Below are 13,957 nucleotides of genomic sequence, written 5' to 3' on the forward strand. Positions count from 1 at the left end.
TGGTTCCGCGGTCGAGACCGCCCAGTCCTACTGGTAGATGATCTTGGCCTGGCTGCGCAGGCGTTCGAGATAGGCCTTGGTTTCCGCGGCCATGGCGTCGCCGCCGGCATCCTCGCGCAGTCCGCCCTTGACGAAGGTCAGGTCCTCGGCCTGCACTTTCTCGCAGACTGCCAGCATGGAAAGACCATTCTCCACCGCCCGCGGCTTGGTGATGCCGCCAACATTGAGCCCCGCCAGTTCCTTGGCGATCGGGTCAGGTATCTGAGTGGCGTGGCGGCGGCCGATATCGACAACGGCGACGTCGGTATAGGCCAGCGAGAGTTCGACCGCCGTGTCGCAGCCGGCAAAGCTGGAGCGGTAGCGATTGGCCTGGCCCGAGCGGCCACCGCCGCCGATAAACACCACTTCCTTGAGGATATAGTCGAACTTCTGGAAATCGGCGATCTGCTGGGCCGCCTGCTGGTCCAGCTCAAGCTCGGAGACCTGCACCTGCGGTGCCACGACGGCCTCGGTTACACCGTTCCACGCGATTGCAGCGCGCAGGCGATCCTGCAGGGTCGCAGAGCTGACGCCGCCCTGTTGCAGCATCTGCTGCAGCTTGTCGCGGCTGACATTGAGATTGCGGGCGATCTGCAGCAGGGCCTCGTCGACCTGCGCGTTGGACACGTTGATCCCGAGACGCTTGGCTTCCTGGATCTGGATCGCCTCGGTGATCAATTGCTCCAGCGCACCATTGCGGCCGGTATTATTGCCTTCCATGCGGAACAGGCGCAGGCGCTGGTCGACCTGCACGTCGCTGATCGGCTCCCCATTCACCGTCACCACGGTGGCGGCCATGGCCGGGACGGCCGGGATGAATGCCAGCGCGAGGCCGATGAACATCGCGCCCAAGGCGCGCCGGAGGTCTGAAAAGGTCATGGTTTGGTCCGCTTCTCGAGTAGCGCCTTCAATGCGGCGTTGTGGCCACGCTGTCAATTGGTCGATGAATACGGCCAAAATCCGAATGCGGGCCGCGCCCGGTTCAGGTCCAGCCATCCTCCTTGCGCAGCAGCACGCTGACCCCGATCACGATGGCGACAACGGCCGGCCCGACAGCCGCGAAGACGGGATCGACGACGCCCGTCGAGCCCGCCCGGTCCGCCATTTCGGTGATGATGAAGACGATGAAACCCAACACGACACCGTAGAGCACGGCGGGGCCGAACTGGGTCCTGCGATTGTAGCCGGCGGTGAAGGCAAAGGCGATCAACAGCGACCCGGTCAGCACCAGCGGCAGCGCCAGGAGCTTGATCAGCCGCATGGCGGTGGCCGAGCGGACCGAAGGATCGCTGATCCCCCGCTGCAGCAATCGCGCCAATTCGAAAAACGTCATGTCCTCGGTCGAGGCCAGCTTGAGGCTGATCTCGGCCGGGCGCGAGGTCGTCGGCACCAGAACATCGCGCAGTGTCCGGGCCGGCCCGTCCGGTACGCGCACTGTGGCTGTCGGAAAGCGCCATTGGCCCGCTTCGAGAATGGCCTCCGGGGCCTCCAGCCGAGGCAGGTCGCTTCCCTCGAGGTGGAACAGGGTGACATCGGCCAGCAAGGCGCCGCCCTGGGACATATTGCGCGCCATGAGTACGTAATGTGCGCCTTCGCCACGCTGCTCGAGCCAGATCTCGCCGGGCGGGGTCAATTGGGCCGTCTGGCCCGGCGGGGTGGGGGCAAGCTCGCGATTGATCTGGGTGCTGAGGGTCTCCGCCCCCAGGGCAATCAGAAAGCTGGCGGCGATCAGCACCAGGACGGGCGCCCGCAGCACCCGCCAGATCGAGATGCCGCTGGTCTTGATGACGGTCAGTTCGTGTCGCAGCTTGAGATCGACCAGGCCCAGGATGGCGCCCATGAGCACGGTCACCGGCAGGGTCTTGATGGTCCAGCGCACCGCGCTCATCGCGACCATCACAATGGCCATATGCAGCCCGCGTTGCTCGGCCACGAAATTGAAGCGCCAGGTGTCGAGCGACTCCACCAGCGCGATCAGCCCGTAGAAGATGAACACGGTCGCCGCAATGCGGCTCGAAAGCCGCGTCAGCACGACGATGTCGATACGATTGATCATGCCGCTGCCTCCGCAATCACCCGGCGAGGCCAGGTACGGACGGCCAGCACGGTCACGGCCAGGACGATGAGGATGATGGCGCCGGTGCCACTGCCCAGCGGACTATAGGCGCTGATGCCGCGTTCCCCGAAGGCGAGCACCATGACGATAGCCTCGAGCGGCAGCTTGAGACGCGTGCGGTTGCCGCTGGGAAATCCGGCAATCGCCACCACCAGCAGCACCAGGCCCAGCACCCGCAGCGCCTCGGCCGAACGATCGAGCAGACGCTGGACGATGGCAGGCTGCCAGCCCGTCTGGTTAAGGGCGCGGTCGATCAGGCTGAAGCTGTCCATCTCCGCGAGCTCGTCGACCTGCAGCGTCTGCTGCGCCAGGCTCTCCACGCTGACATTGTAGCTGGAGAAGCGAATTTCCGAGTAGCGACCGTCGGCCTCGGTATATTGCAGCGTCCCGTCGTTGAGCTCGAGCACATAGTCCTCGCCCACGCCCAGAACCTTGGCCGAGGCGGCTATATAGGTCCGCCGTGTTTCAGGATCGCGCCGATCGTCGGCGAAGAATTCGGTGATCACCCCGCCATCGGCGCGGCCGCCGATGAGCAGGATCACCCCGGGTGTGACCTGGGTGAAACGGCGCGGCTTGAGCGTCGAGCTGACCAGGTCCGCCGCGACTTCCGCCGAGAGCTGGTTGAGCTGGCGATTGGCCAGCGGCTCGATCACATGCGCCAGCAGCAGCACCGCAACGATGGCCACGGCGCTCGTGGCGGCCGTTGCCCGCCACAGCCCCGACATGCCGTTGCTGGTGTGGATGATGTGGAGCTCATGGCTGGTCTGGAGCGCCGTCAGCGCCCGCACCACGCCGATGCCGACGCAGATATAGAAGAAGGACAGGGCCAGCGGCGGCATGGTGTAGAGCGCCTGCAGGGCCAGCGTCCCGAAGCCTTGCCCCTTGACCGAGACGACGTCGAATGAGCGCAGGCAATTGACCAGCCAGAGCAGGAAACACACGATCCCAAACAGAATCATGGCATCGGTGGCAAACAGCCTCGTCAGGTAGCGCGTCAGGCGTCTCATGAGGATTGAACGTCAGTCCACCTTCTTGGCCACGGGAAACAGTCGGCGTTCAGATTGCGGCAGTTGGCGCCGGGGCACAACGCACCCTGACGCCGCCGCTCCACCTATGGCACGCGACTCGCTGGCGCAATCCTTGGGCCATCGATAGGATGATTTCATGGCTGAAGTCTTGTTCTATCATCTCGAAACCCGCCCGCTCGAGGCCGTCATGCCGCTCCTGCTCGAAAAGACGCTGGAGCGCGGCTGGCGCGCAGTGGTGGAGGTGGGCTCGCGCGAACGCGCTGAGGCACTCGATGCACATCTGTGGTCCTATCGCGACGACAGCTTCCTTGCCCACGGTCTTGCCGGGGAAGAGACCGACCCGCTCCAGCCCATCCTGATCACGACCGGCTCCGACAATGCCAATGGCGCCTCGGTGCGTTTTTTCGCCGATGGCGCGGTGCCGCAATCGGGCGAGGGCTATGTGCGCCTGGTCTACCTGTTTTCCGGCCACGACCCGGAGGCCGTGGCAGCGGCCCGCCAGGCCTGGAAGCTGCTGCGCGCCGACAATGACGTCACGTACTGGCAGCAGGAGGCCAATGGCCGCTGGGTGAAGAAGGCATGACGCCGGATCTCTCGACGCCCAGCCGCCACAAGCTGCACGAGGATATCTTTGCCATGCTCATCGGCACCATGCTGGTGTCGCTGGGCATTGCCTTTTATGCGCAGGTGCAACTGACCACCGGCAGCAGTGCCGGCCTGGCACTGCTGCTGCAATACATCACCGGCATTCCCTTCGGCTGGCTGTTCTTTGCCATCAACCTGCCGTTCTACGGCCTGGCATTTCTGCGCATGGGCTGGCCCTTCGCGGTCAAGACCATCGCCAGCGTGGCGCTGGTCTCCTATTTCACAAGCCAGATCCCGGGCTGGATCGGCATCGAGCAGATCCATCCCCTGTTTGCCGCCCTGGTCGGGGGCGGGCTGATGGGGCTCGGCATCCTGTCGCTGTTCCGGCACAAGGCCAGCGTGGGTGGCATCAACATCCTGGCGCTCTATCTCCAGGACAATTTCGGCATCCGCGCCGGCTATTTCCAGCTTGGCGTCGATGCGGTCATCCTCGTCATCGCCTTCTTCGTCCTGCCCTTCGATCGCGTGCTCTATTCGATCCTCGGGGCGCTGGTGCTCAACATGATCATTGCCCTGAACCACCGGCCCGGGCGCTATGTCGGCTTCAGTTAGCCGGCGCTGATGCAGGGAGCCGCGCCTCGGCCGCCTGCTGGCGCCTGGCCACGATGTCATCGGCGAACATGTGGAACGAGAGCGCTGCCAACTCGTAGCAAAGGTCGACCCGCGCATAGTCGGGGACATAATAGGCGTTGGGGTGGCCGCAGTTCCGGCCCACCAGCCCGACTTCACGGGGAATGTGGAAGGCATCGGCCAGCTGCGCGGCTGCCATATCGATCAAGCCTTCGTCCCTGAGCAGCGAGGCGTAAGGGGCTGTGTCCTCGTCCGGGTCGAGCCAGACGGCGTGCACCACGCTTTCCGCCTGACCTTCGGGGCGACGATGCGGCTCCAGGACCGCGTCCCAGCTCCGCTGCAGGCGATTGAATTCACCCGGGCAACGCTGGCGACGCGCCTCCGGCATGTTCAGTTTGTCGGCGATGGGCGTGTAGATTTCAGCATCTGCGCCAATCATCATGCACACCGAGTGATACGCCCGCTGCAGATCGAGGCTATGCTCGTCGGCCAGGCGATCGGCGCCCGGCATGCCGCCGCGCTCGTGCCCAAGCACCCAGCCATAGATGGCCGAATCCAGGGTCCGGAAGGCATCTTCGGAGTCGCCCCAGATCAGCAGCAGCGTCGAGAGCGAGTCCGCCGCGTCTTCTTCCCAGCCAAGCACCGGCAGGTCGAGTTCGTTGATCAGCAGGTGCCCCACCTCGTGATGCAGCACATAGGCGATATGGCGGAACATCAGTTCCAGGGCAATCTCGGCTTCTTCCGGCGAGATGTCGCCACGCAGTTCGGCCAGTTCATAGGCCTGGGGGTGCAACTCCTGCGCCGGGGCGGTGGAGGCAAGGAAAGGCAGGCACAAAAGCGCTATCAGCAAACGATACATGATGAGGCAATATCTTGTTCTCGAAATGAAAATTGCCGGCGGCGCAATTGCCGCCGACGCGATCAATTGGCGGTGTCGCCCCAGCCGGCGATGTCATAGACGTAGAGGTTGAACATCTCCGCAGCCAGTTCGTAGCAATAGGTCACTTCGCTGGCGGAAGGGTCGTAGAAGGCGTTGGCCTCGCCGCACTGGGTGGCGCGGAAGGTCACGGGGTTGGGCAGGGCATAGGTGCCCATGATCTCGGCCGCCGCCCGCTCGAGCAACTCGTCCTGCTTGAGGGCCTGGGCGAATTCCTCAAATTCTCCGGCATCGTCGTACACCACCTCGATCGGCGCGCTTTCGTTGCCATTGATTTCGAATGAGGCGAGCAGGGTGCCCCAGGACGCCATCGCCTGTTCATAGGTATAGGCGCAGTCCTCCTGTTGCTCGGGGGCCAGTTCATAGATGTCGGCGGTTTCCCCGAAATTATCAGGGTCCGCCCCCACCATCAGGCAGACCATGGCATAGGCGCGCTGGATATCCAGGCTATGCTCGTCATAATAGGAAAACTCGTCGACACCCGAGCCGGTCGAGTTGACGGCGTTGAAGTACCAGCCGTCCGAGGCGTCGATGAGCGCGTTGAAGGCGTAATCCTGGTCCTCGTCATTGAGCAGCCAGATGGTCGCCAGCGTGTCGACGGCGTCCTCTTCCTTGCCCAGCACGGGCAGGCCGAGTTCGCCAACCAGCATGTGCCCCACCTCATGATAGATGGTGAAGGCAGCATCGTGCATGGCAAAAGCCATGGCGTCGTCCAGGATCTGGTTCTCGTCATCCTGGCCCAGGGCCGCACCGGAGCCGATTGCCAGGCACAGCAAGCCGACGGCCGCTGCCGTGATTGTTCGCTTCATGAAATGTCCCCCATCCAGCGGCGCCTGCCGCCCAAACAACGTCGCCCCCCGACGTCTCCCTCAATCGCGGCTGCGCCGCGGCAGCTCGTCCACATAGAGCTGCATGAAGTCCGCCATCAGCTCATAGCAGAAGATAATCTCGGTTGTCGCGGGGTCATAGAAGGCATTGGATTCTCCGCACCGCCGCGCCGTGAATTTTACCCGACCATCCAGCCGATAGCCCCGGCGCAACTCCTCGGCGACGGTGTCGAAGATGGCGCTGCCGCGAAAAACCCTTTCCGCCAGCCGCAGCCGGTGACCGCCATCATGGTAGGTGACGTCCACGCGGCTCCCCGACCCCGCGGGAGAGAGGAGGCCGCCCAAGGTCCGGTCAACAAGCTCATAGTCGTAAAGGCAGGTGTGCTGCCGTTCGGCGGGAATGTTGTAGGCATTGGCGACGCGCCGGAAGGCCGCGCCATCGGCACCGACCATCAGGCAGACAATCTGCGTGGCCCGGTGCTGGTCGGGGCTGTAGCCCGAGGCATAGTCCTCGTCGCCGAAATAGTCGCCATAGCTCTTGCCGGTCAGCACCCAGCCGCGCGCGGCGTCTTCCAGCGTCTGGTTGGCCTCGGGCGTGTTCTTGTGCAGCAGCACCCAAGTGGCAAAATTGTCCGCAGCATCCTCTTCCTTGCCCAATACCGGCAGTTGCATCCGGTCGATCAGCAGATGGGCCACTTCGTGGTAGAGCGTGAACAGGCCATTGTTCACGGCAAAGCGCAGCGTATCGGCCCGTTCCTGCTTGGTGAGGCCAGACAGGTCCTGCCCCGCAGCGGGCAGGGCAGAGAGCGACAGGATCAAAGCAAGGATCAGGGCAGGCAGGCGGGTCATCTTGTGCCTCGCGGAGTTCACGCCCCGAGTGAAGAGGACCGCGTCGCGCCCGTCAACGACTTCATGCCGGTTTGGTGAAGCCGACAGGCTCCCATCCAGGCGCGGCCAGCTCAAAACCTTCGAAGCGGAAGCCGGGCGCCACCGTGCAACTCACCAAGGTCCACTCGCCCTGGCTCCGGGCGGATTGCCAGGCATGTGCCGGCACGATCGCCTGCGGGCGCTGCCCGGCGGCCAGGTCAACGCCCAGAATGCCGGTCTCAACGCCTCCGGAGGCCGCGATGCGGAGCTCCAGTGGCGCCCCGGCGTGCCAGTGCCAGATTTCCACGGCATCGACCCGGTGCCAATGCGACACCTGGCCGGCTTCGAGCAGGAAATAGATCGCCGTGGAGCGAGCCCGGCCGTCCGGGCCGGGCGCGCCCTCGAAAGTCTGCACATACCAGCCGCCTTCCGGATGCCGGACGAGGCCGAGTTCAGCGATGATCGCCGCGGCCTTCATGCGCGCTCTGCCTCTTCCAGCTCTGCCGAATGCTCCAGCCAGCTCTCTTCGAGCGCCTCCAGCTCGGCGCCGAAGCGGGCCTTGTCCTTGCCCAGCGCGATCAGGCGATCTGGCGGGCCGTCATAGACCTTGGGGTCAGCAAGCTGCGCCTCGATCTTGTCGATCTCGGTCCTGAGCCGTTTCATCTTGTTCTCGGCGTCGGCGATCTTCTTCTTGAGCGGAGCCAGTTCGGCCCGACGCGCGGCCGCCTCCTGTCGCGACTGCTTGCGGTCATTACCATTCGAGCCGCTCCCCGCCTTGCCGTCCTTGTTGGAGGTGATGTTGCGCTGGTAGCTGTCGAGGTCCTCGTCCAGCTCACGGATCGTGCCGTTTTCGGCGATCCAGAGCGTATCGCAGGTCGCTTCGATCAGGTGCCGGTCATGGGAGATGATCAGCACTGCGCCCTCATAGTCGTTGAGCGCATAGACCAGCGCATCACGGCTATCGATGTCGAGATGGTTGGTCGGTTCGTCGAGGATCATCATCGAGGGCCCCGAAAAGGTGATGAGCCCCATCAGCAGTCGCGCGCGCTCGCCACCCGAGAGGTTCTTCGCCTTGGTGTCCATGCGCGAGGTGGTCAGCCCCATCTGCGCCAGCCGGCTCCGGCGCTTGGTCTCGTTGTCGAGCGGCATCAATTCGGCCACATGCTCCAGCGGCGTCTGCTCGGGCTTGAGCTTGTCCATCTGGTGCTGCGCGAAATGGGCGATCTCGAGCTTCTTGTTGATCTTGAGATTGCCGTCGATGACCGGAATGTCCCCGGCCAGCAGCTTGGCAAAGGTCGACTTGCCGTTGCCGTTGACGCCGATCAGCGCGATGCGCGCATCCGGGTCGATGCGCTGGGTGACATTCCTGAGGATCACCTTGTCGCCATAGCCGGTCGACACCTTGTCCAGCGTGATCATGGGCGTCGGCAGCTCGGTCTTGGGCTGCTGGAACTGGAACGGCGCGGCATGCTCGTCAAACATCGCCTCGGGCGGGCGCAGCTTCTCGATCATCTTGACGCGCGCCTGCGCCTGCTTGGCCTTGGTCGCCTTGGCCTTGAAGCGGTCGACGAATTTCTGCAAGTGCGCGATCTGGTCCAGCGTCTTCTCGCGCTGCTTGTTGTTGAGCTCCATCTGCATGCGACGCGTCTCTTCGAACGTGTCGTAATTGCCCTTGTAGAAGGTCAGTTTGCGATGCTCGAGATGCACGATGGCATTGACCGCCTTGTTGAGGAGGTCGCGGTCGTGGCTGATGAGGAACACTGTGTAGGGATAGGTGGCCAGGTATTTCTCCAGCCACAAGGTCCCTTCGAGGTCGAGATAGTTGGTCGGTTCGTCCAGCAGCAACAGGTCGGGCTGGCTGAACAGCACCGCCGCCAGCGCCACGCGCATGCGCCAGCCGCCCGAGAGTTCCCGGGTCGGCGCATTCTGCCGGTCGTGTTCGAAGCCGAGGCCCTTGAGTATCGAGGATGCCCGCGCCTCGGCGCTATGGGCGTCGATATCGGCCAGCCGCATATGAATTTCGCCGATCCGGTGCGGGTCGGTCGCCGTCTCGGCTTCGGCCAGCAGCGCCGCGCGCTCCTTGTCGGCAGCCAGCACCACTTCGAGCACCGTTTCGTCGCCCGCCGGCGCTTCCTGCGCCACCGCGCCGATCCGCGCCTTCTTGTTGACCTCGATGGAGCCTGCGTCAGGGCCGATATGGCCCTGGATCAGGTGGAACAGCGTGGTCTTGCCCGTACCGTTCTTGCCCACGAACCCGGCCTTGACCCCGTCGGGCAACACCAAAGCCGCATCTTCCAGCAGCACGCGGCCCTGGATGCGATAGGTCAGGTTATTGATATTGAGCATGCCATAATCTCGCCGATCCGCTGGAAAGGATCGGCGGTCCATAAAGTCGTTCAAACGTGTCGCTGTGCCAATACAGCGCCCCCGAGGAGATGTCTAATGCGCCGAAGCCTTGCCGCCGTCCCGGTCGTCCTTGCCGCCAGCTTCAGCATTGGTGCCGTCGTGGCGCAGGAAGCCGCCATTTTCACGTCCCTCTCGGCCTGCCGCATCGACGCCGAACGCATCCTCATCAAGGCCACCTTCGATGGCAGCGCCTGCTGGTCGGTCGAGCCTGCCGGTCTGGCAGAGCCGCGCGGCACTATTGTAGCCGTCCACCTGCCCACCATCAGCACCGCCGAAATCTGCACCATGCAGATTGTCCCGGTCAGCACCGAGCAGGTCATCGAAGCGCCCGAGCCGGTCATCAATCTGTCTGTCACCGCCGCCGACCCCCAGAACAATGTTGTGGCCCAAGGGGAGATCGAAGCCACCGAAGGGCAGACCGATTGCCTGGCGCCCAAGGGCTGACCCGGCGGCATCTTGGCGTCTTGCGCCTGACACGTGTCCCCGCTACAAGGCGCCACCTTTTCCAAGCAAATGCAGGATATGACCGCCATGGCGATCGAACGCACCTTCTCCATCATCAAGCCCGATGCCGTCCGCCGCAACCTGATCGGCAAGATCGTCGCCAAGTTCGAAGAGAACGGCCTGCGCCCCGTTGCCATGAAGAAGATCCACATGACCCGCGCCCAGGCCGAAGGCTTCTACGCGGTTCACAAGGAGCGCCCCTTCTTTGGTGAACTGGTCGAGCAGATGATCGCCTCGCCGGTCGTCGTGCAGGTCCTGGAAGGCGAAAACGCCATCCTCAAGAACCGCGAGATCATGGGCGCCACCAACCCGGCCAACGCCGCCGAAGGCACCATCCGCAAGGAATTCGCCCTCTCCGTCGGCGAGAACTCCGTCCACGGTTCGGACGCCCCCGAAACCGCCGCCCAGGAAATCAAGTTCTTCTTCAGCGACGACGAGATCGTCGGGTAAGACCCGACGGCTGACTTTGGTCAGCCGGCAAATCGCTCCAGTGGAGCGATTTGAGGGGCGAACGCCCTGAGCCCCGCGAAGGGCCGGGCCGATGCCTCCGCCACCCCCAAACACCAGGCCGCCCAGCCGGGCGGCCTTTTTGCTTGATCGTGCTATTGTGCACAATCAAGTCCGATTGCTCTCGCACATCGCCGGAGCACCATTACCAACGACCGCCCTTTTTGAGCGAAGATGTCCCGGAGTTTTGGGAGTGGACATCGCGCTTGCCGGGGCTGTTCTGCTTCATGAAAGCCCCCTAATGTCCCTGCCTGAAACCATTATCGCCCCCATTGCCCGCGCCCTAGAGGCCAAAGGCTATGACAGTCTCACCCCGGTGCAGGCCGCCGTGATCGAGCCCGCAGCGGATGGACGCGATCTGCTCGTCTCCGCCCAGACCGGGTCGGGCAAGACCGTCGCCTTCGGCATGGCCATCGCCCCGACATTGCTCGGCGACGACCTGATCCTGCCCGCCCCCGGCGCACCACTGGCCCTCGTTATCGCCCCGACCCGCGAACTGGCCATGCAGGTCCGTCGCGAACTCGACTGGCTCTGTGCCGAAATGCACGCCCAGACGGCGGCCGGCGTCGGCGGCATGGACCAGCGCACTGAGCGCCGGGCGCTGGAGCGCGGCGCCCATATCGTCGTCGGCACGCCCGGGCGCCTGCGCGATCACATCACCCGTGGCGCGCTAGACATGTCGGCCCTCCGCGCTGTCGTCCTAGATGAAGCCGACGAAATGCTCGACCTCGGCTTCCGCGAAGACCTCGAGTTCATCCTCGCCGCGGCCCCCGAGGATCGCCGCACGCTGCTGTTCTCGGCCACCGTGCCGCGTCCCATCGCCGAGCTGGCCAAGACCTTCCAGAACGATGCGCTGCGCATTTCGGCCACCAGCTCGGGCGAGCAGCATGCCGATATCGACTACAAGCTCATGGTTGTGCCCGCCGATCAGCGCGAGAACGCCGTCATCAACACGCTGCTTTGGTTCGAAAGCACCAATACCATCGTCTTCGCCTCGACCCGCGAAGCAGTGAAGCACCTTTCGGCGCGCCTCCATAATCGCGGCTTCGACGTGGTCACCCTCTCGGGCGAACTGACCCAGGCCGAGCGCACCAATGCCCTCCAGGCCATGCGCGACGGCCGCGCCCGCATCTGCGTCGCCACCGACGTCGCCGCCCGCGGCATCGACCTGCCCAATCTCGACCTCGTCATCCATGCCGAACTGCCCATGAATGCCGAGACCCTGCTGCACCGCTCGGGCCGCACCGGACGGGCAGGGCGCAAGGGTACCTGCGTCGTCATTTCGCCCACCCATCGCAAGCGCGTGGCGCAGTCCATCCTGCGCGCCGCCAAGATCGACGCCCAGATGCTGGCGCCGCCGACGGCCGCCGAGATCGACGCGCGCTATCAGGAGCACATCCTGACCGCCGAGACGCTGCTCGTGCCCGCCAATGAGGACGAGGCGCCGCTGGTCGCCCAACTTCTGGAGCGGCACAACCCCGAAGTGGTGGCTGCGGCCTATCTGCGCATGCAACTGGCCGCACGTCCTGTGCCCGAGGACATCAATGTTCCGGTCGAGGAAGATCGCGCGCCGCGCAGCCGCGAGGCCTTCGCCGGCGGCTCCTGGTTCAAGGTCAACCTGGGACGCAAGCAGCGGGCCGAGCCGCGCTGGCTGCTGCCGATGATCTGCAAGGCCGGTGGTGTCACCAAATCGGCCGTCGGTTCGATCCGCATCTTCGACACCGAGACGATCTTCGAAGTTGCGGCCGACAAGGTCGACAGCTTCCTGCGCAATGTCGGCACCAATGGCACCGGCGAAAAGGGTGTGCACATCAATGCCGTCGAGGGTCCCGGCGAGCGCCCGGATCGACCGCAGTCCAAGCGCCGGCCGCCAGGGCCGCCGGAAAAGTACGACCCGATGAAAGCCCGTCCTGAGCGTGCCGACCGCAAGGAACGCTACGCCAAGCCCAAGGCCGATAGTGACTTCGAGGCCATGATGGAGACCCCGCGCCCGCCGCGCGAGGCCCGGCCCGCCAAGAGCCCAAAGCCCTACGCCGCCAAGGACAAGCCCTTCCCCAAGGACAAGGGTAAGCCGAAATGGGCCAAGCCCGCCGCGGATGGTGCCGAGCGCCCCGCCAGGAAGGCGAAGCCCAAGGACCACAAGAAGAGCCGGGCCTCCGAATGATCAGGCAAGGGCCGGTTTCGGCCGGCCCAGCCGTTCCAGATTGCCAAGTGCCATGATGGCTGCGCCAATCACCGAGAGACCCGCAGCAACCGCCAGCGCCAGCCGGTAGTTGCCGCCCGAGGCAAGCAGGCCGAACCCGGCTGCCCCCAGGAGGTTGGCGGCGATGGCCACAATGTCCATCAGCGAAGTGGATAGCCCGATGCGGCCCTTTATGGCGTCCTGGATATAGGGAATGTTGATGCTCATCAGTGCCGCCGTGCCCAGGCCATTGAGCAGCAAAAGCCAGTAGAGCGCCGTTACGCTTGTCAGAACGCTGGTAAGCCCGATGAAAAGCGCCATGACCAGCCCCGCCGCCGCCAAGAGGGTTTCCTTGCTCAGCCGCGTTGTCAGCCAGGCCAGCAGCAGCATGCAGGGTGCCTCGACGGCGGCCGTGATGCCGGCATAGAACCCCACATCAGTCACCGTCCCGCCCAGGTCGCTGACGATGAAGAGCGAGACGGTCAAGGTGAGGAGCCGCATGGCGCCGACCATGACGATCAGCCCGGCCAGCCCGGCCAGTACCCCGGGCCTGAGCTCGAACACGGACAGCAGCGATGCCCCCTCGGCCCGTACGGGAGCGGGCACTTGCACCGCCGTCCGCTGATCCGTCATCAGCAGGGCGAAGATTCCGGCCATGGCGGCGTAGCTGAGTGACGACGCCAGATAGATGTCGAAGATGCTGAACTGGGCGGCGACCCACCCGGCCAGTGGCGGCACGACGACCCAGGCCAGCGTGAACACAGTCCGAAGGCTCGTGACCATGAAGTCGGCCCTGGCCCGACGATGCTTGAGATAGAACACGCGCACATAGCCAAAGCCCTGGCCATAGCAGGCGCCGGCCAGCGGCATGATGAGCCCCATGGCAATGGCAAAGCTCAGTTGCGACGGAAAGAGATAGATAAGCCCATGCGCGAGAATGCCGGCCAATGCCGTGATCAAAACCAGGATGCGCCGATCCGGCAGCTTGTCGGAGAGATAGCCCAGACCGAGCGAAACAAAGGTCCCGCAGATGGCGCCCGTGCTCATCACCGCCGCGAAAAATCCTGGCGACATACCCAGATTGTCCACGCCGACCAGCGAGGCATAGGGCATGGTGGCGGCATAGGTGACGCCGGAAAAGAACATGTTGGCGCCCAGGAGCGCCGTGACCGGCAGGCGTGATTGTGTCATCCTCAGTCCGCTCCTCTCCGTGGCGCCGAGATTGCTAGGCGCGCAAACCGCTGCTGTCCAACAAATCGTTTTCATGGCTGCCATCACGGCAATCGCTGCGCCGCAGCACCCGTTCGATCGATGAAACCCCCTGTAAAC

The 13,957-nt window shown here is 64.3% G+C and carries 14 protein-coding genes; 5 read left to right on the plus strand and 9 right to left on the minus strand.

The genetic code is table 11. The features are described 5' to 3' along the window. Nucleotides 1-27 precede the first annotated feature (27 nt). From K1X15_RS05905 to K1X15_RS05915, 3 genes are all read right to left on the minus strand, one after another. Nucleotides 28-918 (minus strand): peptidylprolyl isomerase, encoded by an 891-nt coding sequence (locus tag K1X15_RS05905; RefSeq protein ID WP_220306572.1) that lies wholly within the window; start codon nt 916-918, stop codon nt 28-30. 103 nt (nt 919-1,021) lie between these two features. Beyond that, on the minus strand, nt 1,022-2,095 hold the full coding sequence (locus K1X15_RS05910; RefSeq protein ID WP_220306573.1) for an LptF/LptG family permease: 1,074 nt from the start codon (nt 2,093-2,095) through the stop codon (nt 1,022-1,024). Continuing rightward, on the minus strand, nt 2,092-3,162 hold the full coding sequence (locus tag K1X15_RS05915; RefSeq protein WP_220306574.1) for an LptF/LptG family permease: 1,071 nt from the start codon (nt 3,160-3,162) through the stop codon (nt 2,092-2,094). Before K1X15_RS05915 ends, K1X15_RS05910 begins: the two co-directional genes overlap by 4 nt. A gap of 157 nt (nt 3,163-3,319) precedes the next feature. On the opposite strand from K1X15_RS05915, the gene K1X15_RS05920 reads away from it, so the two are divergent. Both K1X15_RS05920 and K1X15_RS05925 read left to right on the plus strand, forming a co-directional pair. Next, nucleotides 3,320-3,766, plus strand: coding sequence for a DNA polymerase III subunit chi (locus K1X15_RS05920; protein ID WP_220306575.1), 447 nt, complete (start codon nt 3,320-3,322; stop codon nt 3,764-3,766). Then, nucleotides 3,763-4,380: a YitT family protein gene (locus K1X15_RS05925; RefSeq protein WP_220306576.1), complete on the plus strand. Its 618-nt coding sequence runs from the start codon at nt 3,763-3,765 to the stop codon at nt 4,378-4,380. The genes K1X15_RS05920 and K1X15_RS05925 overlap by 4 nt, the downstream gene beginning before the upstream one ends. On the opposite strand, the gene K1X15_RS05930 is transcribed toward K1X15_RS05925, so the two are convergent. From K1X15_RS05930 to K1X15_RS05950, 5 genes are all read right to left on the minus strand, one after another. Then, the gene (locus tag K1X15_RS05930; RefSeq protein ID WP_220306577.1) at nt 4,373-5,257 is read right to left on the minus strand and encodes a DUF4344 domain-containing metallopeptidase; all 885 of its coding nucleotides are present in this window, start codon (nt 5,255-5,257) and stop codon (nt 4,373-4,375) included. The two genes, K1X15_RS05925 and K1X15_RS05930, sit on opposite strands and share 8 nt — an antisense overlap. A 62-nt stretch (nt 5,258-5,319) precedes the next feature. Continuing rightward, complete coding sequence (locus K1X15_RS05935) at nt 5,320-6,144, minus strand: DUF4344 domain-containing metallopeptidase (RefSeq protein ID WP_220306578.1); 825 nt, start codon at nt 6,142-6,144, stop codon at nt 5,320-5,322. Between the two features lie 60 nt (nt 6,145-6,204). After that, nucleotides 6,205-7,011: a DUF4344 domain-containing metallopeptidase gene (locus tag K1X15_RS05940; protein ID WP_220306579.1), complete on the minus strand. Its 807-nt coding sequence runs from the start codon at nt 7,009-7,011 to the stop codon at nt 6,205-6,207. Between the two features lie 61 nt (nt 7,012-7,072). After that, a complete protein-coding gene (locus tag K1X15_RS05945; protein ID WP_220306580.1) occupies nt 7,073-7,507 on the minus strand; it encodes a cupin domain-containing protein in 435 nt (144 codons plus the stop codon). After that, nucleotides 7,504-9,375 carry an ABC-F family ATP-binding cassette domain-containing protein gene (locus K1X15_RS05950; protein WP_220306581.1) on the minus strand — a complete coding sequence of 624 codons (1,872 nt, stop codon included), beginning with the start codon at nt 9,373-9,375 and terminating at the stop codon, nt 7,504-7,506. The genes K1X15_RS05945 and K1X15_RS05950 overlap by 4 nt, the downstream gene beginning before the upstream one ends. Before the next feature lie 96 nt (nt 9,376-9,471). Between K1X15_RS05950 and K1X15_RS05955 the strand changes: the two genes are divergently transcribed. The 3 genes from K1X15_RS05955 to K1X15_RS05965 all read left to right on the plus strand — a co-directional run bounded on the left by K1X15_RS05955 (nt 9,472) and on the right by K1X15_RS05965 (nt 12,610). Further along, nucleotides 9,472-9,879 carry a hypothetical protein gene (locus K1X15_RS05955; RefSeq protein WP_220306582.1) on the plus strand — a complete coding sequence of 136 codons (408 nt, stop codon included), beginning with the start codon at nt 9,472-9,474 and terminating at the stop codon, nt 9,877-9,879. 87 nt (nt 9,880-9,966) lie between these two features. Beyond that, entirely contained in the window at nt 9,967-10,389 is a 423-nt protein-coding gene (ndk, locus tag K1X15_RS05960) for a nucleoside-diphosphate kinase (protein WP_220306583.1), read from the plus strand. Between the two features lie 298 nt (nt 10,390-10,687). Continuing rightward, a complete protein-coding gene (locus tag K1X15_RS05965; RefSeq protein ID WP_220306584.1) occupies nt 10,688-12,610 on the plus strand; it encodes a DEAD/DEAH box helicase in 1,923 nt (640 codons plus the stop codon). On the opposite strand, the gene K1X15_RS05970 is transcribed toward K1X15_RS05965, so the two are convergent. Beyond that, a complete protein-coding gene (locus K1X15_RS05970; RefSeq protein ID WP_220306585.1) occupies nt 12,611-13,819 on the minus strand; it encodes an MFS transporter in 1,209 nt (402 codons plus the stop codon). It abuts the gene before it with no gap. Nucleotides 13,820-13,957 lie beyond the last annotated feature (138 nt).

Origin of the sequence: Devosia salina (genome assembly GCF_019504385.1) — a bacterium.
GTDB classification, from domain to species: domain Bacteria; phylum Pseudomonadota; class Alphaproteobacteria; order Rhizobiales; family Devosiaceae; genus Devosia; species Devosia salina.